At 43.8% G+C, this 22,309-nt stretch carries 17 protein-coding genes; 3 read left to right on the top strand and 14 right to left on the bottom strand.

Features of this window, described 5'->3' with window-relative positions; genetic code table 11:
- Positions 1–112 precede the first annotated feature (112 nt).
- Positions 113–2,362 carry a cell wall-binding repeat-containing protein gene (locus DESDE_RS06120; RefSeq protein ID WP_014793176.1) on the bottom strand — a complete coding sequence of 750 codons (2,250 nt, stop codon included), beginning with the start codon at positions 2,360–2,362 and terminating at the stop codon, positions 113–115.
- 736 nt (positions 2,363–3,098) lie between these two features.
- Between DESDE_RS06120 and DESDE_RS22420 the strand changes: the two genes are divergently transcribed.
- The gene (locus tag DESDE_RS22420) at positions 3,099–3,431 is read left to right on the top strand and encodes a hypothetical protein (RefSeq protein WP_242831345.1); all 333 of its coding nucleotides are present in this window, start codon (positions 3,099–3,101) and stop codon (positions 3,429–3,431) included.
- Here the strand turns inward: DESDE_RS22420 and DESDE_RS06110 are convergent.
- Positions 3,428–3,925 (bottom strand): PspC domain-containing protein, encoded by a 498-nt coding sequence (locus DESDE_RS06110; RefSeq protein ID WP_014793174.1) that lies wholly within the window; start codon positions 3,923–3,925, stop codon positions 3,428–3,430. The two genes, DESDE_RS22420 and DESDE_RS06110, sit on opposite strands and share 4 nt — an antisense overlap.
- A 202-nt stretch (positions 3,926–4,127) precedes the next feature.
- On the opposite strand from DESDE_RS06110, the gene DESDE_RS06105 reads away from it, so the two are divergent.
- Positions 4,128–4,613, top strand: a complete 486-nt coding sequence (locus DESDE_RS06105) for a hypothetical protein (protein ID WP_014793173.1) — start codon at positions 4,128–4,130, stop codon at positions 4,611–4,613.
- 28 nt (positions 4,614–4,641) lie between these two features.
- Here the strand turns inward: DESDE_RS06105 and DESDE_RS06100 are convergent, their stop codons facing one another.
- The 3 genes from DESDE_RS06100 to DESDE_RS06090 form a co-directional block, all read right to left on the bottom strand.
- The gene (locus tag DESDE_RS06100) at positions 4,642–5,517 is read right to left on the bottom strand and encodes an NAD(P)-dependent oxidoreductase (RefSeq protein WP_014793172.1); all 876 of its coding nucleotides are present in this window, start codon (positions 5,515–5,517) and stop codon (positions 4,642–4,644) included.
- Positions 5,518–5,687: 170 nt separating this feature from the next.
- Positions 5,688–6,653, bottom strand: coding sequence for a DUF2935 domain-containing protein (locus DESDE_RS06095; protein ID WP_019849781.1), 966 nt, complete (start codon positions 6,651–6,653; stop codon positions 5,688–5,690).
- Positions 6,654–6,913: 260 nt separating this feature from the next.
- A complete protein-coding gene (locus DESDE_RS06090) occupies positions 6,914–9,139 on the bottom strand; it encodes a YcdB/YcdC domain-containing protein (RefSeq protein ID WP_014793169.1) in 2,226 nt (741 codons plus the stop codon).
- A 240-nt stretch (positions 9,140–9,379) separates the two neighbouring features.
- Here DESDE_RS06090 and DESDE_RS06085 point away from each other — a divergent pair, with 240 nt between their 5' ends.
- Positions 9,380–9,931, top strand: coding sequence for a hypothetical protein (locus DESDE_RS06085; protein ID WP_014793168.1), 552 nt, complete (start codon positions 9,380–9,382; stop codon positions 9,929–9,931).
- A 163-nt stretch (positions 9,932–10,094) separates the two neighbouring features.
- Here DESDE_RS06085 and DESDE_RS06080 read toward each other — a convergent pair whose 3' ends face one another.
- The 9 genes from DESDE_RS06080 to DESDE_RS06040 form a co-directional block, all read right to left on the bottom strand.
- On the bottom strand, positions 10,095–11,498 hold the full coding sequence (locus DESDE_RS06080; RefSeq protein WP_014793167.1) for a sodium:proton antiporter: 1,404 nt from the start codon (positions 11,496–11,498) through the stop codon (positions 10,095–10,097).
- Between the two features lie 105 nt (positions 11,499–11,603).
- Positions 11,604–13,367 carry a thiol reductant ABC exporter subunit CydC gene (cydC, locus tag DESDE_RS06075; protein WP_014793166.1) on the bottom strand — a complete coding sequence of 588 codons (1,764 nt, stop codon included), beginning with the start codon at positions 13,365–13,367 and terminating at the stop codon, positions 11,604–11,606.
- A complete protein-coding gene (gene cydD / locus DESDE_RS06070) occupies positions 13,364–15,118 on the bottom strand; it encodes a thiol reductant ABC exporter subunit CydD (RefSeq protein ID WP_014793165.1) in 1,755 nt (584 codons plus the stop codon). The genes cydC and cydD overlap by 4 nt, the downstream gene beginning before the upstream one ends.
- 139 nt (positions 15,119–15,257) lie before the next feature.
- Entirely contained in the window at positions 15,258–16,262 is a 1,005-nt protein-coding gene (gene cydB, locus DESDE_RS06065) for a cytochrome d ubiquinol oxidase subunit II (protein WP_014793164.1), read from the bottom strand.
- A complete protein-coding gene (locus DESDE_RS06060) occupies positions 16,253–17,641 on the bottom strand; it encodes a cytochrome ubiquinol oxidase subunit I (RefSeq protein ID WP_014793163.1) in 1,389 nt (462 codons plus the stop codon). The genes cydB and DESDE_RS06060 overlap by 10 nt, the downstream gene beginning before the upstream one ends.
- Positions 17,642–18,093: 452 nt before the next feature.
- Positions 18,094–19,224, bottom strand: coding sequence for a pyridoxal phosphate-dependent aminotransferase (locus DESDE_RS06055; protein WP_014793161.1), 1,131 nt, complete (start codon positions 19,222–19,224; stop codon positions 18,094–18,096).
- On the bottom strand, positions 19,166–20,155 hold the full coding sequence (locus DESDE_RS06050; RefSeq protein ID WP_014793160.1) for a GHMP family kinase ATP-binding protein: 990 nt from the start codon (positions 20,153–20,155) through the stop codon (positions 19,166–19,168). Before DESDE_RS06050 ends, DESDE_RS06055 begins: the two co-directional genes overlap by 59 nt.
- Positions 20,155–20,715, bottom strand: a complete 561-nt coding sequence (locus DESDE_RS06045) for a cob(I)yrinic acid a,c-diamide adenosyltransferase (protein ID WP_014793159.1) — start codon at positions 20,713–20,715, stop codon at positions 20,155–20,157. Before DESDE_RS06045 ends, DESDE_RS06050 begins: the two co-directional genes overlap by 1 nt.
- A gap of 2 nt (positions 20,716–20,717) precedes the next feature.
- Positions 20,718–22,142, bottom strand: a complete 1,425-nt coding sequence (locus tag DESDE_RS06040; protein WP_014793158.1) for a cobyrinic acid a,c-diamide synthase CobB — start codon at positions 22,140–22,142, stop codon at positions 20,718–20,720.
- Positions 22,143–22,309 lie beyond the last annotated feature (167 nt).

Below are 22,309 nucleotides of genomic sequence, written 5' to 3'. Positions count from 1 at the left end.
ACACAGGCCACGATTTTCAGTCGTGGCCTGTGTTATAAGAGTTTCTTTCTATACAATGGGTTAGAGAGAAGAGGAGGGGTAATTCCCTCCTTTTAATTTTTCAATTTAAGTCTTACTCGTTGCCTTCTGCGGGTGCTTTAGTGACGACCACTTCACCCATGGTGGAAGCAAGGACTTTACTTTCTTGACCCTCTGCAGCAACGGTCATGACTTCTAAGGTGTACTTATAGGTTCCCACTTCACTAAAAGCTACTTTGAATTGGCTTGCAGCATTCATGAAGGGAAATCCTGATTCAGGACCATAAAAGGCGCTGTTCTCTGCATCCAAAGGAAGTGCTTTATAGGTTCCGTCGTTTTCAAGGTATTGAAGGACCATTTTCTCTTTATCCCCTTGGGTTAAAGTGATTTTTACACGAACTTTGGTGGTGGCTGCTGCAGGCTCAGCAACAAAGCTGTTCGGAGCCGTGGTCACTTCAAAATCAACCGTTTCGCCCACCGTTAATTCTTCAGCTAATCCGGAAACGATGGCAGGTGCGGCAAGAAGTTTTGTATCCCCGGTTAACTCAGTGTTTTGAACGGCAAATTTACGTCCGTCTTGGTATTGGATGGCGATAATAGCTTTAGTAGGAACATCATCAACTGTTCCGTTAAAATCACCATAGGTCCAGTAGCCATCGTTTTCAAAGGTTCCATTGATATTGAAAGGAGACGAAAGCTGCTTGTCGGTTGATTCGAAGAGCTTGGCATTATTAGCACGGGTTGCCTTATTGGTTGCCAGGATCGTCTCTTCTATTTGCTCTTCTTCGGAAGCTTCATCTTTAATGGTTTCTACTTTAACCAAGCTCACTTCAATGCTCTGTAAATCTACAGGAAGCTTGTCTACTAAAGAAAATCCAACATTATAACCGTTAACTCCAGATACTTGCATTACACTAAAGTCTTCAGCTTTGATGTGATTAAGCGCTTCTTTGTTAAGCTCTTCCGGATTACCGGCAAGGTTTGTATTGACGACTTCATAGACACGGCCATCCAAATAGGTCACTTTGATGACTGCTTTGGTAGGAACATCAAGAACACTTCCGTTCCATTTACCATAAGACCAAAAACCGTCTGCAGAGAAGTTTCCGTCAATGTTGAAAGGAGAGGAAAGTTGAGTTGCTGTGGGGTAAGAATTAAAGAGTTTATCCATGCTGGTGTTTTTGGAAAGAACGGTTTCTCCTTTGTAAAGGGTGACTTCAACGCTTGCCAAATCTCTTGCGTTTCCATCAACGATTTGGAGTCCTACATTGTAACCGTTAACACCAGATAACTGCATAACAGCGAAATCTTGCGGACGAACATGGTTAAAGGTGAGAACTTTGTCCGTTACGACGGTGGGTCCACCCACAGCCACGATGCTCTTTTCTCCCAATTTTGGAAGCAAGAAATCTTCTGTTTTTTTGCTCAGCTCTTTATCTGTTAAAACAATAGGAGAATTGGTTTTTGCGGCAAGAGCCGATACAACTAAAGCGTCCACGAGATGGTCATCATAACCATTGCCTGCGTAAACCTTGTTATACTCTAAATCAGTGAAGGTTTTTAATACTTCTAAGTTGGTATCGAAACGGTCATCACCGAAAATACGAAATTTACTTTCACCATCGGTTCCAGGCAGTTCTTCATATACTTTTTTATTGACAGTTATTTCCCCACCAAGTACATAGGTTTCTTTCACTTGGTCCTTGATTTCATCAAGGTATTCTGCTTCGACTTCAGGCAACCCATTTTGATCTGCTAAGAGGATGGGCATATTCTTAGCAGCAGCAATAGACGCTACAGAAAGGGCATCAGCATATTTATAAGCTGTAGTTACCATGATCCCTTCTACACCTTCGAGTTGACTGGCGATATTTTTAGCAGTCTCGAAGCGATCTTTACCACCTAATTCTTCTTTAATCTCAATTTCTAATTTGTTCTCTTTAAAAGCCTTTTCCAAGGCTTCTCTTTTAATAGCACCGCTTACAGTGTAAACTTCTTCAACTTTTAAGGTTTTAAGTGCTTCGATGGTTGCTTCCGGAATGTCAGTACCATGAGTCAAAAGAATCGGTGCATCTACAGAATTGGCAAAAGGTGCTGCAGTTAAAGCATCCACTAAGTTTTCGCTTTTACCTGAAGCAAGAATTGCCACTTTAGAGGTTTCCCAGCCTTCCGTTGCAACTTTGGCAGCAGTTTCAAAACGATCTTCACCGTACAGACGATTCAATGATGTTTTACTGTCAGAAGATACTTGAGTACCTGCTAATACGGCAGCCGGAAAAGCTGTGCCAAGAACCATAGTTGCAACAATAACACTGGATAGTACACGAGCTCTTGTTTTCTTCATTCGAATAATTGCCCCCTATAATGTAATGTTGATTTCTCGTGCCGGCATGATATTACTCAGCAACTGCATGTATATATTATTAGTTTCAAAACTATATATAACTATATATACATTGCAATGCCCATTGTAATCACTTACCGCAATACCAATGTTATATCAACAGATGATATAAGTCATTAGGATGTTACTGGAAGCTCTTTTGATATATTTAAACCAATTTTATCTCAAACATCGTATAGAGGCATCTCTGTACAAGGTATGACTCTATGCCTTGGTGCAAATGCTAAAATAGTACAAGTCGATTGGTAACTTATGTAAGATTACTGGAATATCCTGGAATAGAACATTGGGTACTAGGTAATTATATATCTGTGTTTATCCATAAGGAGGGAATGAAATGCACCTTTTCTCGCCAACAAAACCTCAAGTTAATCCTTCAGGCACCCCTCAAGCCAATTCTCGATCCTTTCAAAATAATATAAATAATCTCCCCAAAGGATCCTCTACACCCTCTACACCCTCTACACCTTCTACGCCCTCTTTGCTCTCTTCTACTCCTCCATCTTTATCTCCTGTATCTTCTCAGTCATCAACTCCAGTTACTAATGCTCCCATGCCACAACCCCCGTTAAAAACGATAGAAAAGAGTCCTCATCCACAAACCCCACTTCAACCATCTGCTCAAACTCCCACAAACCCTGCTTCCCAAAGTAATCCAAAACCCGTTCAAACCAACTTGAAACCAGCTGCAAAATCTACCAGCAACCCAAATTCAACACCAAAATTTGTTGCGCCGGCTTCCGGGAATGTTAACTCTGAACTTAAATCTCTTCTGCAAAAGCAGGGTGTTAATCTTATACAAAACTTTGGCCCTGCTTTAGCCCGGGAGTTTGGGGCACCATTAGCACGAAACATCGCTCCTCAGCTCGCTGAACGTTTGGGCCCTCCCCTTGCCGAAAAAGTTGCTCTACCCTTAATAAAAAGAGTAGGCTTCCCTTTGGCAAAAAGGGTAGGCCTACCGTTAGCTAAAAAATTAGGCGGACTGATTTTAACACGAATCGGCTTTTAAGATCTTCTCCAAATCAATGCGGCTCCGATAATAATTAAAACCAGGGGCCACATTTTACTTATAGTATCCCATAGAGGTAACCATTGATTGGCTAGAAAAAAGACACCGAGAATAATCAAGATTAACCCGGCAGTTCTGCCGCGCTGAGAGTGTCTTGTATCTGAACTATAGGTCGAACTCGAATAGGATGTGGAACCGGCAAAGGAATCCACTCCGAATTCTCGGGCAGTATCCTTGACATTTTGGACGACTTCATCCACGATATCTTGCACATGTTCTCCTTGTCCTCCAAAAGAGATAGAGGGATCCCGTTGGTCACTGGGGATAATAAGCAAGGCTGCAATATAAAGAAGTATGCCGGACCCTCCCATGAATAACGTGACAAGAGCAACTAAGCGGACCAAGGTGACATCTACATCGAAATACTTGGCCATTCCACCACATACTCCGCCAATCATTTTTTCCTTTGAAGAACGATACAAACGATTTGTCATGCTTAAATTTCCTCCCTGCACTATCTCCAAAATACGATTAATTCTTTGTATAATAAAGATAGGGTCTTTAAAAGTTTACCCATAGTATTCACTGGCTCTTTCACTTTTTAATACGTACAAGATTCTCAAAAGGTTTCATCAAGGACCCCGTGTACATACTCATTAATTCAAGGAATTAAAATACGCTGAGGAGGATTTACACATGGAAAAAAATAAAGGGATTTTAGGAATACTCCTTATTGGATTAGGTACAATTTTGTTATGTTCTAATCTCTTTGGGTTTCGATTCGGAAATATCGCCATTCATTGGCCATTGTTGATTATTGCCTTAGGTGCAGTCTTTGAATGGTTATACTTATCGGATAAGAAAAATCCCGGACTTCTGGTTCCTGGTGGAATCCTCCTCGTCCTTGGTTTTCTCTTCGAGTTTGAGATGCTAACTGACTGGCGCTTTTCTGAGTATACTTGGCCTATCTACCTCCTGGCGGTAGCCTTTGGTCTTTTTCAGCTTTATTTAGCCTCAGACCGCCGAAGAGGGCTTCTCGTTCCTGTAGGAGTTCTTAGCGGTATTGCATTATTATCTTATCTAGCCTATATTTTTAAAGCCATATCCGCCGCGATTAATTTTGGCATACTTGTCCCACTGATTCTCATCGTTCTTGGACTTCTGCTTATTTTCCGAAAATAGCCCCAAAAATCTTAACCCCCAATAATTCTTATTTCATATATAGTTTATATAAAGCATGTGTACCGCTGTTTTCCTCTCCATCATCAGCTAATTGTTCATAAAGTGATTTCGCCAGCTCAAGACCAGGAGTCATCAACCCCATTTCCTTGGCTGATTCTAAGGCAATGTTCATATCTTTGATAAAATGTTTTACATAAAAACCCGGTTCAAAATGTCCGGCAATCATCCTTGGCCCAAGGTTGCTCAAGGACCAGCTGCCCGCTGCTCCTCCCCCGATACTGTCGAGGACCCGGTTGGGATCTAAACCGGCCTTTTGAGCATAAGCTATAGCTTCACAAACTCCAACCATCCCCGCAGCAATGGTGATTTGGTTAGACATTTTTGTATATTGTCCTGCCCCGGCCGGTCCATGCAGGATTATATTTTTACCCATGGCTTCAAAGATGGGCTTAACCTTATTAAATACCTCTTCTTCACCGCCAACCATTATGACAAGGGTACCGTTTTTCGCCCCCACATCCCCGCCGGATACCGGAGCATCCAAAATATCAATACCCTTGCTTTTTCCTTCGAGAGCGATCCTTTTAGCTAGAAAAGGGCTGGAAGTCGTCATATCAATAAGAACGCTCCCAGACTTAGCATTAGAGATTAGCCCCTCTTCACTCAAGTAAACTTCTTCCACATCCTTAGGATAGCCGACAATGGTGATGACCACATCGGATAACCCAGCAAGTTCGGCTACTGAATCCACCCACCGTGCACCTAGGGGAAAAAGTTCCTCAGCACTGGCTTTAGTCCGGTTAGTGACCGATACAAAATACCCAGCCTTCAAGAGGTTTTTGACCATACTGCGTCCCATGACTCCAGTTCCCACAAAGCCAATTTTAAGATTATCTTTACTCATTGCAATTTCTCCTTTTGTAAATCTATATTTGCTTTCATAATCTCATTATTTCTTAATGCTTCTCTATAGTATACCAGCTTATCCTGCTCAGAGAAAACCAAAAGGAGCATCGCACCCCCTTTGGGCTTTCCGCAATGCTCCCAGAGTTTTTTGTACTTAACTATATCTTTTTATCCCTTTCCACCCTTGAATTCCGGTAATGGTAAGCCGAGGATGCGCAGATAATGAATAGCCTCTCTTAAGATGTGATCGGCCAGCAAAGGAAGAATCAAAGATCTCAAGCGACAGCATAGGATAGCGTCCGTTCCTGCTGCCTTGTATTCCTTAAACTCTTCGGTTACCCGGATGGTTTCATTGGTAATCCGTCTAAGGTTCTGCGCAGGCACCGACCCATTTCCCAACTGACTTAAGAGCTGTTCATAAGCTTGAGCAAAATGGTCGGCTCGGCTAATCATAGCCTTTTCTGTAGGATCCAGCAAATGGCTGATAACTTCGGCATGCTCCTTCATAATATGGTCCCAGAACATTTGCATTTCCACCATGTGATACGTGGGGTCCATATACTGATGGCTTTGCAGTTTCTTAATCTGCCTCATATACATTTCTGTTTCTTTCATTTGATGTTCATAGAGGGCTGGGAAGTTATGACTGGTGATGCAACACCGAAGAATTTCATGCAAAGCCCGCTCAGTAAACTCGTAGACAAGGCAAGCACAAGCCAGGGCTTTTTCGTTCAGTGCATGGACTTGCTCCGCTATTTCCGGCTCACAGGGAACCATGCCCATCCCCACGCCCATATAAGGGTGTAAGCCCATGGTTTCCACGGTCAACTGAGAGTTTATTGGAATACAGGTAAGTTCTTGGGTCTTTTGCTCCGCCTTTAAGGTTTTATTGGTAAACAACTCTCCTGACTTCATGACTTCAATGCCCACTTTTCCATCGGCTAGACAATTGGCTTCATGCAAGATTTCTTCAAACTGGCACTTAAGAGCATCTGCTTCCTGAATCCAATCTACATCTTTACACATAAAGCCGCTTTCCAAAAAGATAAGATGCTCTTTTATAATCCTAGCCCAAAAGAGGTGCAGTTCCAAGGATTCCCGAATGAAATCACCAGTCATTGGCAGGGTACTCATAGAGGCAACTCCTTTCCATAAATGCCCCAGAGGCATAGTTTTTTCTGACACAGCATATTCAGAAAGAGCACTAATAGCAACCCATTTGAGCACTCCTTTTTATTCCATCATTTAAGACTAGATCTCCCCCTAATCTAAAAAAGACTGTAAAAGGCAATCCATACCTTTTACAGTCTTTCCTTATATCCTAAACCCTGGTTTATCTATCCTGTTCTTTGTACCACTATGCTTTATATTGCAGTTTGAATGAGTCTCTTTAATTAACGATTCGACTGTAATGCTTTTACTAAAGCATAAGCGGCTTCAGCACGAGTCATTTTCTTGGTAGACTCAAATTTATTACCCTCGATGTTCATGATCCCTAACCCCTTGGCCAAAGAAATATAACCAAGACTTCCATCACTAAAAGTATCGGCATCCTCATAAGGAACTTGGAAAAGCTCCTCAATCTGAGCAATTTTCTCCAATTGCAACATCCGAATGGCTAATTTGGCTTGGAACTCGCGGCTGACTTGATCATTAAGAGACAGGTTCTCTTTTACCCAACCCAGTTCCTTGACTTGCTTTAAGAGCTCTTCATCGCTTAATCCTTGATAGGACCAAACGCCGTTTTTGGCAATCAGCATTGATTTTAGCAACGATTTTACGGTAACCTGCTCATTTGGTCTGAATTCATCACCATACTCACCAAATGCACCGGCTTGACCGAGGAGTCTTATTTCTTCTTCAGCAAAGCTGCCCGAGATATCACCGAAATTATAGGGTCGTGGCTGCTCGGTAATGGGTTTACCTTGCCAATCAAGAAATTCGCCGGTTTTGGCATCCATAATGTTAGAAACTGCAAAACTGTTGTCCATTTTAGGCTGATACACTAAGCGGATATCTGATAACTGGCCGTTCTTGTAGATTTGAACATATTTGAGTTCCAGGGGTCTCTTATTTAAGAAGGTATCCTCACCCTGTTTTTGGTTCATAGCCTGGGAGACACTAGGGAAATTCACATCAGAGAAATCCATGCTATAGCTGACAATTTTCTGGGTATTGCGCTCTACGGAGATAGAGAAACCATTGTCGGGCACAGGTACTCCATTGACGATTCGCTCATAGCGGAAATCGTGGTTGGGCTGATCTTCAGGATACTTTTGACCATTGTCCAGAACCTCTAAATACTCAACCTGTTGAACGCGATTAGGCTGAATTTTCTTGATGAAAGCATCGGCAATTGCTTTTGCTGCAGCCCGATCGATGGCATCCGGGCTTTTGGACTGTGGGGTGGAAGAATAGGTATTAAACCCAATGACTTCACCTGTAGCCGCATCCACACGGGCATAGGCATAGTTATATCCATCCACGCTTTCCTCTGTACTCCAATCAAAGGACCATACACGTTTCTGGCTTAAGCCCCCTTCAAAGCCAAGATTGGCGCTGCGCAGGGTAAGTTTATCCGGTATTTCCACCCATTTCTTGACGTTTTCAATTGCTTTTTCCTGAGTAAGCAGTTTAGATGTATCGTCCACTTCTTTTTGCTCGGCAGGTGCTAAAGCATTTTCTGAGGACTTCGCCATTCCACCCATACCACCGATTGCGTCTAAAGCAGTATCGCTATAAAGCCATTCTCCGGAATTAAGCTTTAGGGGTTCTCCCGTTTTAGCATCAATCATACCGCTGAAAGATTGATTGCCTAGTTTGTAAACTAAGAGAGCGTCTTTCTTGGCATCTTTTGCCTGACTATCCAGAGGTCTAACACCTGAGTTAAGGAAATATTGCAGCTGGAGAAGATTATTTTTGGCAAATACTTCACGAGCCTTAGCTGCACTGATAACACCATTGAGATCAGGAATACTTTCTTTGCTCCATGTGAGAGAATACCCTGTAATCGTGCCATCATAAGCATTCACTTGAATGGATACTCCATTGCTTGGGAAAGCAACTCCATTGGCTACCCTCTTCCATTGCACGGAATAGGTCGTATACCCATTGTCTATCACGGGTGTGATTTGCGTGTTTTCCGACACTAACTGTAATTGATTGAGTCGATCTCCTAGGATCTTGTTCACTAGGCCTTGAGCGATATCTTTAGCCTCTTCATAGGAGTATTTGGGAACACTGGTCTGGGAGGATGGACTTATGGGATTCCAGCAATTCATATAGATAACTTCGCCGGTACTTACATCTACTTGAGCATTAAAACTACCGCCGGCATCCTTCTTTGAATTCCAATTTAAGGACCAGGTCTGTCTTTCATTATAACTATTATAGCCCGAAGTAAATTCAGTATATCCCTCAGGAACGGTAAAGTTCTTTTTAACGAGTTTAATTGCATCCTCTAAACTCACTTTAACCTGTGCCGGAACGGCGATCTTTTCAACCGCACTTATGGGGCTTACACTCACCTCAGATGCCGCCATAACGGAGGCAGGTAATGCACCTTGCATTAATAAGGCCACAGCCATAGGAATTGCTAATTTACGTACTTTCTTATTCATTTTTCCATTCCTTTCTTACCTTGTCTTTTTCAACCTCTGTTACCATAATAGACGAAAAATCTTGTTCCAATATGACGTTAAAAAATAATTATAAAATAAAATCATAATTATTAATCATTTTTCTTTTACCACTATTTTCAATATGATACATTTTTCTAAACATTTACAATAATCAGAAGGTGTTTTGGATTTTTCGCAGAATATCTAGATAAGGACTAAAATAACAGGAGTGAGAAGAAAATGAAACGCAGTGTTTGGGTCTTTTCAGTTCTCTTAGCCACCCTATTTCTTCTTGGCCATTGGATTCCTGGCTTTTCGGCAGACTCTACTTTGAATACCCCCAACCAACCTGCTCTAGCCTCACCATTCATCGACCCCCTTACTCCGGCTGAGCGTAAAGAGATGGAGACTTTGGCACTTGATTTTACAAAAAGCTATTATACTTATTCTTTGGATAATTATTTGGAAGAGGGTCTAAAACTCCTCCCCCTTTTGACACAGGATTATCAGGAAGCCTATAGCAGTTCTCTCGAGAAAAGCTACATTGCAGCCAAAGCCATTAATGCCAAGTCTTCAGTAGAAAGCGCACTTGTCCTGGCTCTGGAGAAAACTGCTCCAGATACAAGCATAATTAAAATGCAATTTAAAGCAAAGGTTTTGACCCATGATGTTGAAACCTTAAATCGCTATAGTGCAGTTTTAGAGTTAAAAAAAGAGGATGGGGTATGGCTAATTCATGGCATAACGGAAGAAGAGCCTGTTGCTTTCTCCAATCTTCAGGGTTTATTGTAATTCTGAAAAAAATTACGTTTTTTCAGAATTACAATACTTAATATAATACATTAAAACTCCCGTGGAGATGGTCTCGTGATGTTCACATAGACTATTTCCATCGGGAGTTTCTATTTCATGTCATTAGTATATTAAATACCATGAGGCACCGCCCCTCAAAATCTTAGAGAAAGAAAAGCCAGGTTACTATCCCAAAGAGGGGAAGGAGAATGCAGAAGCTATACGCCATATAGCCGAAAAAGCTAGGCATTTTTACTCCGGATTCTTCAGCAATGGAGCGAACCATAAAGTTAGGGGCATTGCCGATATAGGTAACCGCTCCAAAGAACACCGATCCAGCAGAAATTGCCAGAAGGTATAAGGGCTGGTCGACTAAGAACTGAGCCACTGCAGGGGCTTCAGCCATACCTGGATAGAATTGACCTAAAGCAGTACTAAAGAAGGTTAGGTACGTTGGGGCATTGTCAAGGAAGCTGGACAATGCTCCGGTAATCCAGAAGTATTGAACCGGCTCTTTGACTGCTGCAGTAATAAAAGACAAAGCTCCGGACTCACCAGCCTTCAATATCGCTAAAGCAGGAGCCATGGTGACAAAGATTCCGAAGAAGAGATAAATGATCTCCAAAATTGGCCCCCAGGAGTATTCGTTTTCCTCACGAACTGCCTTGGGTGTGATTTTCATGGAGATAACCACAATAGCTACAAGTACCAGATTACGGATAACATCCTGCCAGCCAAGATGAACCCCCAGAATAGATACTTCGCTCATCTTAACATAACCGCTAAATAGAATAACACCAATAATTGCGGCTAACAGAATAAAGTTTTGAACGCCTAAAACTTCCAATCTTTTTCCCAACGTTGAATCTCCACTGGAGTTATCTTTGGCTGCAACCCCATTGCAAGAAGATGAAGCAAAGGCTAAATTGCCTTCTTTTTGTTCCTTAGCCAGAAAGTACTTATCAAAAGCGATATAAATGAGTAAAAGCCCGGCCAGCACTACAGCCATAGGGGTAATAAGGCGTAAGGTCCAAAAGAAAGGCACTCCGTGTAAAAAGCCCAGGAAAAGCGGCGGATCCCCTAAAGGGGTCAATGCTCCTCCCACATTGGCAACCATAAAAATAAAGAATACTACCATAAAGGCCTTATACTTACGATCCTTATTCACACGCAGGAATGGGCGGATTAATAACATAGCCGCTCCTGTAGTCCCCATCCATGAAGCGATAATAGCCCCGATCGTCAGGAAACCTGCATTGACCCAAGTTGTCCCCTTTAAGGATGTACGAACTAAGATTCCACCACCGACTGTAAATAAGGACCCGATAAGAACGATAAAGGGAATGTAATCCGCGATGAGTAAATGGAGCAGCTCATCAACACCTTGTTTTCCATAAGCTACGATCAGTGGAACAGCAAGCAGTGCTGCCCAGGCAGCTGATACCTTACCAAAATGATGATGCCAAAATTTTGGAAACAGAACAGGCCCCAGTGCAATGGACAACAACATACCTACAAAAGGAATGACTGAATACAATGGCAATAAAGTACCTAAAGAGTGTTCCATTTTTTCCTCCTTCAATTTTCTAGCAGACAAAGCAGTCTTCCGGTTTACAATTCATATATTAGTACAAAAATTAATTTATAACAATAAACAAAGTGTTTCAAAATCCTAGATTTCGCTGCCATTTTCCCATAGACGCCGGTACAAACCTTTCCGCTTCATAAGATCCTCATGCTTCCCATATTCAATGATTCTTCCCTTTTCCAACACTAGTATTTCGTCCAGATCTTTCACAAATCCAAGATGATGGGTAATAACAATCAGTGTCCTATCTTCTGTCAAAGCCAATAATTCTTCTTTAAGCTCTCCTTCTGTTACTGGGTCCAGTCCATTGGTTGCTTCATCTAGAATAAGGATAGGTGCATCTTTTAATAGGACACGTGCGATAGCAAGGCGCTGCTGTTGTCCACCGGAGAGCTTCATCCCCCCTTCTCCGATTAGAGAATCATACCCTTGAGGGAGGGAAAGAATAAATTCATGAATTTTTGCCCTCCGAGCTGCTTCGTATAGCTCCTCATTAGTAGCCTCCGGCTTAGCCAATAATAGATTTTCTTTTACCGTAGCATGGAAAAGATGCGATTTTTGAGCCACTATGCCAATCTTTTCCCTAATATCCAGGGGCCTTAGCTCTTTTATATTTACCCCGCCTAGGCGAATCTCCCCAGTATTTGGTTCCCAGAATCGAACCAAGAGATTGACAAGGCTGCTTTTTCCTGCTCCGCTTCGACCCACGATGCCAATCCGCCTGCCTCGTGGTATCTTAGCAGAAATATTATCTAATACCCAGGGACCATCTGGGTCGTATCGAAAACTCACGTTAACAAATTCAAGTTCACAATTTTGAAAGATTGACCTTTCTTCCGATCCATCGCCGATGCCAGTGCTGATTTCCTTACGCTCATCCTTCTCCAGAAGCTTCTGTCCTTCATCTATCAAATTCTTAAGGCGTCTTCCCGCCGCCTCATTTTCCTCTAAATGATGCTGGCTGACAGGCAGCGGAATCACTGCCTCAAAACTGCTCAGTACTCCCAAAGCCAACATACCCAACAGAATCCCGTCAATCTGCCCCTGCTTTACGAGAAAAATCCCCAGAACCAGAACAGCCAGCATTCCTAAATGGGAAATCATCCCCATAAGGGCATTAGATATCCCTGTCACTCTAGCCATCCTTCGATCCGACCGGCTGAGTTCACTCTGGGCTTCTTGAATCCGCTGAAAAACAGCCCCGGTCTGCCCAAAAGCCAGCATTTCCGGCATCCCCTGCAAACTATCCAAAATAAAGGTATGCATTTTGGCTTTGGCCTGGATTTTCATCTGACCGATACCATTCCCTAAGGCCCGGATAAGAAAAGGAAGAGCTACACCTGCTGCCAAAAAGAAAGCCGCCAAGATAGTGGTGAAACCTTGATTAAAATGAGCGAGAAAACCTCCATAGCCAAGCAAAACCAGCACGGCGACGAGAGGAGGAGCCAGTACCCGCAAAAATAAGTTTTGCTGCACCTCCACATCTCCCACAATGCGGCTGAGTAAATCCCCGCTGTGCATATCCTTAAGTTGGGCGGGGGCTAGTGGTTCAATGCCCTTATAAACGATCATCCGAATACGGCTTAACACCCGAAAGGTAACATCATGGGAAACTAGACGTTCACAATAGCGAAAAACCGCTCGGGAAATTCCAAAGAAACGAACCCCTACGATAGTTATCATCAGATCCATAATCGGGGGCTGTAAGGCTGCCCGAGCCAGCAAATAGGAAGAGGTCGCCATTAAGCCAATATGGCTGGTAACAGTTAAGGCACTTAATAACAAAGTCAGGCATACCCTTGGCCAGAAGGGAAGTATTTCTTTGATTATCCACCTTAGATTTTTCATCCCTCTTCCCTCCCATAGGTGCTTACGAAACGGGCATATAATCCTTGATTATTTAGAAGCTCTTGGGGAGAACCCTGCTCAATGATTCTCCCTTTATCAAGTACCAGGATCCGATCCGCCTGGATTGTAGTCTTCATTCGATGAGTCGTAAAAATTACGGTCCTCCCCTGACAAAGGCCCTCTAAAGCTGTCAGTAGATCCTTTTCATTTTCATTATCCAACCCGCTGGTTACTTCATCCAATAATAACAGGGGGGAATCCTTAAGGAAGGCCCGGCCAATAGCTATGCGCTGGGCCTGTCCTCCGCTTAAACGAGCTCCTCCCTCGCCAACAAGGGTATCATAGCCTTGAGGAAGCTCGGTGATGAATTCATGGGCCATAGCTAACTGAGCAGCTTTTACCACATCCTCCAAAGATGCTTCAGGGTTACCAAATCGAATATTATCCATAACCGACCCTGCAAAGAGATAAGGCTTCTGGGGAACATACGAGATCACTTTCCGCCAGGTTGCCGGCGGGATCGTGCTTAATACAGTATTATTAATCAGCACCTCGCCTTGGGAAGGCTCTGCGAAGCGAAGCAGAATCTGAAGAATGGAGCTTTTTCCAGCGCCACTGGGTCCGATTAAAGCCACGCGCTCACCAAAGCGAAGTATAAAATTTATATCCTTTAAAACCCTTTCGCCCTCTTTTTCATAGCACAGGTCTACTTGCTTAAAAGTAAGCCATGGTGCTTCTTTATTTCCTTCGAACAAATAAACGGGCTCCTTAGCTCCTTTGATCAGCTCGAACTCTGATTGACTTTCAAGCTCAAGAACTTCAAAAATACGATTAGCAGCATTGCCCCCTGAGAGTCGTGCGTGAAAATGCAAGCCCAAGGTTCTTAAGGGCAAATAGAACTCCGGAGCTAATATCAGGATAAAGAGTGCCTCAGAATAAGGAACCGTGCCATTAATCAAACGAATACCCAAGGTTACGGCGATAATAGCAGTGCTAATCATGCCCATAAACTCCAAGACAAAAGCCGATAAAAAAGCTATTTTCATGACGCCCATGGTATTCTTTCGAAATGTTTCACTGACTCGACCAATCACAACCGCTTGGTCCTTGCTCCGGCCGAATAGTTTCAGTGTGGTTAAACCTTGGAGCATATCAAGAAAATGGGCGCTCATACGGCTTAGACTTTGCCATTGCTGCAGGGACTTTTTCTCAGCAAGTTTTCCAATCAATATCATGAAGAAGGGGATTAGGGGTCCGGTTAGGATTAAGATCGTTGCGGATTGAAAATCCTTGGGGAAGATAAATACTAAAGTAAGTATTGGTACTAATACGGCCAAAATAAGTTGGGGGATATAGCGAGCAAAATAGTCATCCAAGGCCTCAATCCCCTCTACGGCTGTGTTGAGCAGTTCCCCCCCTCGTTCACCCCGGGCATACACCGGCCCCAAGGAGAGGATCTTTTGCAGAAAACGGACTCTTACTCTTTCCTTCACACGGATAGCGGTCTCACGGGCAGTTACCTCACTAAAATACTGAAGAAGCGCCCTAACTCCAATGACAGCCAAAATACCTAAAAGATAACCTTTTGTTTGTAGAAAAGGAGCATCTTCCAGAAAGACTTGAGCAATCACCTGTGAGAGTAGATAAGCTTGAGCAATAGCAAGTAAAGCGATTCCTACACCCAGTGCTACGGTTCCCAAAAGATATTTTTTAACATATTTACCTTCCCGCATCAATCGCTTATCAAACATAATTTAAAAAAGGGGCAAGATAACTTGCCCCATCCCCCTATCAATTAAATTACGTATCCACGCCATGTTTATACCAAGTACCCATGTACTTATAGTTTACATGATAATGGACAATTTTTCATTAATTATTATCGATTTCTTAATAGTGAATATCTTTTGCTGTTATACGCTTGCGGAATACCCAGTAGGTCCAGATCTGATATGCTAAAACAATCGGAACCAAAGTCAAGGCTACTATAGTCATGATCTTTAGGGTGTATGGGCTGGAAGAAGCATTATAAATATGCAGACTCCATTCTGGATTCAAGCTTGATACCATAACCCGTGGGAAAAGCCCTGAGAACACGGAGAGCACTAAAAATGTAATGGTTAAGCTACTGGCTATAAATGCCTTTCCAGCGGCTTTTTTATAAGTGAACAGAACAGTCAAAATCATGGCCACGGCACAAACCAGAATTCCCAGAGCGGCCAAAGTGCTTGCGAAAAGGTCCGTTTGGAAATAAGTCATAGCGGCAAGAAGTACAAGAACTACAAGTGCTCCGACGCTTACTGTTTTAGCGATGCTCCAAGCCCGTTGAACCATTTCACCTTCAGTCTTCAGGGTCAGATAGAGAGCACCGTGCACAGTAAATAAGAGGAGAGTTGTGACTCCGCCAATGAGTGTGTAGGGTGATAAGAGGTCAAAGAAGGTTCCCACATACTGCATTTCCCCATTGATAGGCACACCCCGTAAAATATTGGTAACTGCTACACCCCAGAGGATGGCGCTAAGAAGGCTACCTACGAAGATTCCCCAGTCCCAAGCAGAGCGCCAGCGTGGAGAGCGATCACTGCTACGAAATTCAAAGGCTACGCCGCGAATGATCAAAGCCACAAGAATGAAGAAAAGGGCTAGGTAGAAGCCACTGAAAAGGGTGGCATACCAGTTAGGGAACGCTGCAAAGATGGCACCGCCTGCGGTAATCAACCATACTTCATTGCCGTCCCAAACCGGCCCGATGGTATTGATCACGATGCGGCGCTCTGTGTCATTTTTGCCCATGAAGGGGAGAAGAATCCCCACTCCATAGTCAAAGCCTTCTAAGAAAAAGAAACCAATGAAGAGTACTGAAATCAGGATAAACCACAGAATATTTAAGTCCATAATGATGCCCCCTTCGCTACATCAGTCGAGGAATCTTCATCCTCAGCCTCAACAGGCCCACGCTTGACGAACTTCAGGATGAGGTACACATCAACAATGGCTAAAATACCGTAAAGCAGGGTAAAGCCAATCAGGCTGGTCCAAATATATGCGGCGGGTACAGAAGTTGAAAGTCCATCCGCCGTCTTCTGTAAACCATAAACAATCCATGGCTGGCGGCCTTGTTCTGCCAGAAACCATCCTGTTAAGTTAGCAATGTAGGGTAGCGGAATCATCCAGGGCAGAAGCTTTAAGAACCACGTCGTATTTTCAAAACGCTTCGTCTTATATAAGAAAGCCCCCAGTAATACGACAAGGATTAATAAACTACCGACACCCACCATAATCCGGAAGGACCAGAACAAAGATGTAACCGGCGGAATATAATTTCCCTCTCCATGCTGTTGAACGGCTTCTTTTTGTAAATCATTGATCCCCTTGACTTCGGCATCAAACGTGCCGTAAGACATAAAGCTCAATACACCAGGAACTTTAATCTCAAAACTATTTGTATTATTTTCTTTGTCAACAATGGCAAAAACATTAAACCCGGCTGGACTTTCTGTTTCCCAATGAGCCTCAGCAGCAGCCATCTTCATCGGTTGGGCTTCAACCAAATGCATGCCTTGGGCGTGACCCACACCAAGGACGCCGAAAAGACTAATGACTCCGAAAATCAGGGCAAATTTTGCTGACTGCATGAAAACATCGACATGCTTTTTCTTTAAGATATGATACGCGCTGATACCTAAGACGAAAAACGCTCCCGTGGTAAATCCACTAAGTACCGTGTGAGGAAATTGATAAAAGACATGTTTATTGGTTACTACAGCCAGGAAATCAACCATCTCCGCACGGCCATTGCGTAACACATAGCCCACAGGTTCTTGCATAAAGGAGTTAGCGATTAAAATCCATAAAGCCGATAGATTGCTGGCAATGGCTACAAGCCAAATGCTCATACAGTGGACTTTCTTGGATAATTTATCCCAACCAAAAATCCAAACCCCTAAGAACGTTGATTCAATAAAAAACGCTAAAAGTGCTTCAATTGCCAATGGTGCCCCAAAGATATCTCCCATGAACCGGGAGTACTCAGACCAATTCATCCCAAATTGGAATTCTTGGACTAACCCCGTTACGACGCCCATTGCAAAGTTAATGAGAAAGAGCTTGCCCCAGAACTTGGCCATTTTCTTATAGGTTTCATCCCCCGTCTTGACGTACCAAGTTTCCATGAGGGCAACGAGGACTGATAGCCCTAGAGTTAGCGGGACAAATAAAAAGTGATAGGATGTTGTCACCGCAAACTGCAGCCTGGATAAGATCAGTTCGGTCAACTTTTTTTCCCCCTTACCTTTCTTAAATTAGTAATATTATTATGTATAAAATTTCTCTTGCATTTATTATAAATCTAAATAACGAATAAGTCTAGAGTTTAACGACCTTTTTTTCCAGCTGATAATTAAAAAGAGGCTGATGTTTTTGAAGATCTCCTACATCAGCCTGCCTTGATTACCCTATTTCCTCAGTAGCCCCTTAGGATCAGAGCTTAAATGAACAACACAATAGCCAGAATAAACACCACTACTGCCAAGATAAAGCTGTTGATAATTACAGCCCCGATACTGCAAGCTGACATATAACTTTCACTCCCTTTTAGACAGTTTCGTTGCTTGTCTAATCTATTCTATGACTTTAATCCCTAGGTGGTGACAAGCAGTGTTTTTTGAAAAAAAGGGAATTGGTTTGGCAACTTTTTCAATTTATCCTTATCATAGCATAATTGTTTTTAGCTTTCCAGCGTCTTAAGACCTATTAATAACGAATTCATACTTTCTCTATCCTTAATGGCCACCCTGATGTACTTCCCTTCCAATCCCTGAAAGTTTTCGCAATCCCTGACCAAGATTCCCTGTCGTCCTAGTTTCTGAAGGATTATCTTCTTCCGTCTTTCGGCTTCAACCAGATCAAGGATTGAGTCTTCCACTCCTAAAACCTGAATCAAGGCAAAATTAACTTTACTGGAATATAGGCGTAGACCTAAGAACTTTTGTTCCTTGCTCCCTTCAGCAAAATTCTGGTAAAACGACTCTTTGCTTTCTTCTAAAAGGAACCTTACTCGCTTCCCATACTCTGCATCAGCTAAAGCAGCTATCCCAGCTTCTTCTGCCAGGCAATTAACGGCCCAGGGGTCTCGTTGTTCTTGTAGACGGTTAAGCAGTTTGGGTGCAGCAAAAACTGCCCCCAAGCGCAATCCCGGGATGGCATAAAATTTGGTTAGAGAGTATAACACCAACAGATTGGGATACCTTCGTAAATACTCCCTGCCTGACCAGCGGATCCTATCCTCCATAAAGTCAACAAAAGATTCGTCCAGAACGACCCAGGTTTTATGTTTTAAGGCAAGGTTGAGTATCACTTCGAATTGCTTCTTTGTGAGTGCACTGCCGGTAGGATTATGTGGAGAATTAATAAACACCAACTCGTTTTCTGCAAGGGCTTGCTCCCATTTTCTGTAGGTTTCTTCGTTCTGAAAAGAAAGAGCCCCCCATCCCTCTACTCCAAGAATCATTTTACTTACTTCTGCACCACAGGCCAAGGCTGCCCGCCCATATTCACTAAAGGCCGGCTGGGGAATCAGCACTTTGCGAGGCCGGAGACCGTGGAGGATCAGAAAAATCAATTCCCCAGCTCCATTGCCAAGAAGTATCTCCTCATCGGTGAGCGCGTAATATTCTGCCATCCTCCCCCGGAGACGCCGATATTTCGGATCAGGGTAATGGGTTATACTTTTTATCCCTTTCTGAAGGGCTTCCCATACTCCCTGAGGAGGGCCAAAGGGATTAATATTGGCGGACAGGTCAATAAAGTTCTGTCTTCCATACTGTACTGAGGCTTCCAATAGGTTTCCGCCATGCATTCATAACCCCCCCTTCGATACCTCCATCATAAGTCTCTACCCATTCCACCCTACCTGGTCGGAATTGGATATGACTTTCCCTCTGAAGATTTCTTTTTTCAGTTGTGGAAAGGTGTGCCGGAAAAATCCCAGCTAATAGAGTTCCACTATGAGCTGCGATAACTCCAAGCCCTCCCCTTCCCAAGATCCAGGAGAGAAAATCCTCAAAAAAGGGTTTAGGATTAATGTCCTGATTACATTGGGCACTTACGGTGCTGGCTCGGGCGATTTTCTCCAAATCCCTCTGGTCCATTCCTTCATAAAAAAGAGCCAGGGCATTCTTAATCATAAATTCATATTTGCGATAATGACCAGGTAAATCTCTGCGGGCGTTGAAAGCTAGAGTGTCTAAAAATCCTCCCCCATCCAACATCAGCAACTGTGCCGGAATTTTCGATCCTAGAGATTTGATATACCTGCCATCGCCATGGGCTAATTCTGTAACTCCTGGAAACATAATGGGATCAGAGGGCTCTATGGCTAAGGCTAAACGCGCCTGTTCCTCAGGCTCCCAAGGGATGGCCAAAGCATGAGCTACAGCGCTGACTGCTGCCGTCATATCCGCAGTGGAGCTGGCCATGCCTTTTCCAACAAGCAATTGGGATTTCATCCGCAGCTTACCCGTCAATGAGGGGAGATTCTGACTCCTGGCAAATCGCTCCAAGGCCTGGCGGGTCTTTTCTTTACCCTCAGGAAGTTCCCAGATCCAATTCTGAAGCTCCTGCTGATGGGCATAATGTCTCTTGTTCGTGGGCTCCGAAAAAAGAATTTCCGCCTTTGCTTCAACGAACCGATTAATGGGACAACCAACTAAAAAGGGTATACCATCTTTCGCTCCTTGAACCCATTCCCCGCAGGTTCCGGGGCATTTTGCCCAACCTAATCCCCTCATCAGTATTCAATCCCCCTTCGGCTGCGTATCCCCGCTTGCAAGGGATGCTTGATTGGATTAAGTTCCCACCATTGCTCTGCAAAGGGAATTAATTCCTCAGGCATATCCCGCCCAGTCAAAATCCAATCCAAGCTTTTTGGTTTTAGCCCGATCAACTCATGCAATATCTCAATTTCTAAGAACCCTTTATTCAGGGCATGACTCACTTCATCAAGGATAATCAGCCCCCAATCCCCCTCTTGAATCTGGGTCTTGAGGAACTCGACTCCTTGTGCCACAAGAGGCAGAGCAATCCCGGGTTCCCGGTTCTGGCGAAAACACTCTCCACACCCATTACAGTGCCTTAAGCCTGTTCGAATCATAGCCGACCAACGGCAGCCTACTCCAAATTGGATTAAGGGTATACCTAAGCGCCCCATTGTATAAAGCTCACCCATATAGGTACTTCCTTTGAGGAATTGAACCATAAGAACTTTAGTACCCTGGGACTGTGCCACCAGAGCTTCCCCCAGTGCAGAAGTGGTTTTCCCCTTTCCTTTGCCTGTATACACTCGAATCATGCCTATGCTCCTTGCCGTATATGCTCCGCCCAGTGCTGCAAAAGCTCCGGTTGTCCTGCGAAGTTGATATGAAGATAAGATGCGACGATATTATCCCGAGCATAACCGTCCATTCTTATGGTCTTTTCCCCTTTAAGCAGTTCAAAAGCAGGACAAACCGAATCACCACAACTTAGATAATCCACTTTTGAATAATGAAATTCATGACCGTAAACCACATTTCCTGCATCACTCAGAAAATTATCCTGTTGAAAGACGCCTTGACGATAGCCCATACCCTGAAGTCTTGGCGTCATCTCGGCTGCAATAGGAATCAGTCCAGTCATGGGGTATGTTCTACCTTCAAAATCCGTAACCTGTGCGCCTAGATACATATATCCCCCGCACTCCCCGTAGATGGGTTTCCCTAATCGCGAGAACTCTCGTAACGATTCCAAAAAACTCTGGTTCTGGCTAAGCTTTTCTAAATGCAGCTCTGGGAATCCACCACCAAAAAAGAGCCCATCCAATCCATCCGGTAGAGACGGGTCATGAAGAGGGCTAAAGGGAACCAGCGTAAATCCTAGGCTTTCTGCACTATCCAAAGCATCTTGATAGTAAAAGGAAAAGGCCTCATCCCGTGCCACTCCCAATCGCAAGGAATGTTGATTAAGATTCCCTGCTGCCCCTTCACCCAAGCCTTTATATATAATCGGTTCTTCGATGAATGGCTCATGTATAACCTGTTTTTTCGGCAAGGTTTCCTGCATAATCCCTTGGATCTGTTCCAGGTCAATGGTGCGGGTCACCACGCTGATAAGCTCGTCAAAAAAACTCTCCCGGAAAGCTTGTTCTTGAGAAGGAACCAGTCCCAGGTGCCGTTCGGGCAGACGAATTCCCTCTTCCTTAGGCAGCACTCCCAATATGGGTACTTGAATTTCGCCAAGGGCTTCACGCAATAAGCTTTCTTGGGCTGGAGATTTCACCCGATTGAGAATGACTCCGGCAATCTTAATCCCAGGATCAAAGGTACAAAAACCATGGACTATGGCCGCTGCACTACGTGATAAATTGCCCGCATCCACGATCAGGATCACAGGAGCATCCAGCAGCTTGGCAATATCAGCACTGCTACCATATCCTTTGGTTCCTGATACCCCATCAAAAAGCCCCATAACCCCTTCAATGACCGCCCAGCAATCTTGAGAAGTTCTTTTAAAAATCGGGATTAACTCTTCCCTAAGCATCCATCGATCTAAGTTCCGAGAAGGACGGCCCGTAGCCAAAGTATGATAAGTGGGATCGATATAGTCGGGACCAACTTTATAGGCTTGGATAGGAAGTCCTTTCTTAGCCAGGGCTGCCATGATCCCTGTAGCGATGGTTGTCTTACCTACACCACTGTGGGTCCCAGCGATAAGAATACGGGGAGGCATGGAATGGGGCATTGTCTTCACCTCTTCGCAAAATTTTCTGGGTAGGGTAGCTATTCATGCCGCTGTCGCAGCACCAGTAAAGGATGAAAAATGTCGTCCGGGTCGCATAGCTTTACGCACAACGGTCACTCCAAAGCTCCGGAGCTGGTTTACTCGCTTTCTTAACTGTTACGCCAAAC

The organism is Desulfitobacterium dehalogenans ATCC 51507 (genome assembly GCF_000243155.2).
Classification (GTDB): Bacteria; Bacillota; Desulfitobacteriia; order Desulfitobacteriales; family Desulfitobacteriaceae; genus Desulfitobacterium; species Desulfitobacterium dehalogenans.
The sequence above is the reverse complement of the archived record's forward strand: the minus strand, read 5'-3'. Positions and strand labels throughout refer to the sequence as shown.

What these genes read in the sequence shown, in the direction of transcription:
- DESDE_RS06120 (WP_014793176.1), bottom strand. Translation starts at nt 2,362, where the DNA reads ATGAAGAAAACAAGAGCTCGTGTACTATCCAGTGTTATTGTTGCAACT.
- DESDE_RS06110 (WP_014793174.1), bottom strand. Translation starts at nt 3,925, where the DNA reads ATGACAAATCGTTTGTATCGTTCTTCAAAGGAAAAAATGATTGGCGGA.
- DESDE_RS06105 (WP_014793173.1), top strand. Translation starts at nt 4,128, where the DNA reads ATGGAAAAAAATAAAGGGATTTTAGGAATACTCCTTATTGGATTAGGT.
- DESDE_RS06100 (WP_014793172.1), bottom strand. Translation starts at nt 5,517, where the DNA reads ATGAGTAAAGATAATCTTAAAATTGGCTTTGTGGGAACTGGAGTCATG.
- DESDE_RS06095 (WP_019849781.1), bottom strand. Translation starts at nt 6,653, where the DNA reads ATGAGTACCCTGCCAATGACTGGTGATTTCATTCGGGAATCCTTGGAA.
- DESDE_RS06090 (WP_014793169.1), bottom strand. Translation starts at nt 9,139, where the DNA reads ATGAATAAGAAAGTACGTAAATTAGCAATTCCTATGGCTGTGGCCTTA.
- DESDE_RS06085 (WP_014793168.1), top strand. Translation starts at nt 9,380, where the DNA reads ATGAAACGCAGTGTTTGGGTCTTTTCAGTTCTCTTAGCCACCCTATTT.
- DESDE_RS06080 (WP_014793167.1), bottom strand. Translation starts at nt 11,498, where the DNA reads ATGGAACACTCTTTAGGTACTTTATTGCCATTGTATTCAGTCATTCCT.
- cydC (WP_014793166.1), bottom strand. Translation starts at nt 13,367, where the DNA reads ATGAAAAATCTAAGGTGGATAATCAAAGAAATACTTCCCTTCTGGCCA.
- cydD (WP_014793165.1), bottom strand. Translation starts at nt 15,118, where the DNA reads ATGTTTGATAAGCGATTGATGCGGGAAGGTAAATATGTTAAAAAATAT.
- cydB (WP_014793164.1), bottom strand. Translation starts at nt 16,262, where the DNA reads ATGGACTTAAATATTCTGTGGTTTATCCTGATTTCAGTACTCTTCATT.
- DESDE_RS06055 (WP_014793161.1), bottom strand. Translation starts at nt 19,224, where the DNA reads ATGCATGGCGGAAACCTATTGGAAGCCTCAGTACAGTATGGAAGACAG.
- DESDE_RS06050 (WP_014793160.1), bottom strand. Translation starts at nt 20,155, where the DNA reads ATGAGGGGATTAGGTTGGGCAAAATGCCCCGGAACCTGCGGGGAATGG.
- DESDE_RS06045 (WP_014793159.1), bottom strand. Translation starts at nt 20,715, where the DNA reads ATGATTCGAGTGTATACAGGCAAAGGAAAGGGGAAAACCACTTCTGCA.
- DESDE_RS06040 (WP_014793158.1), bottom strand. Translation starts at nt 22,142, where the DNA reads ATGCCCCATTCCATGCCTCCCCGTATTCTTATCGCTGGGACCCACAGT.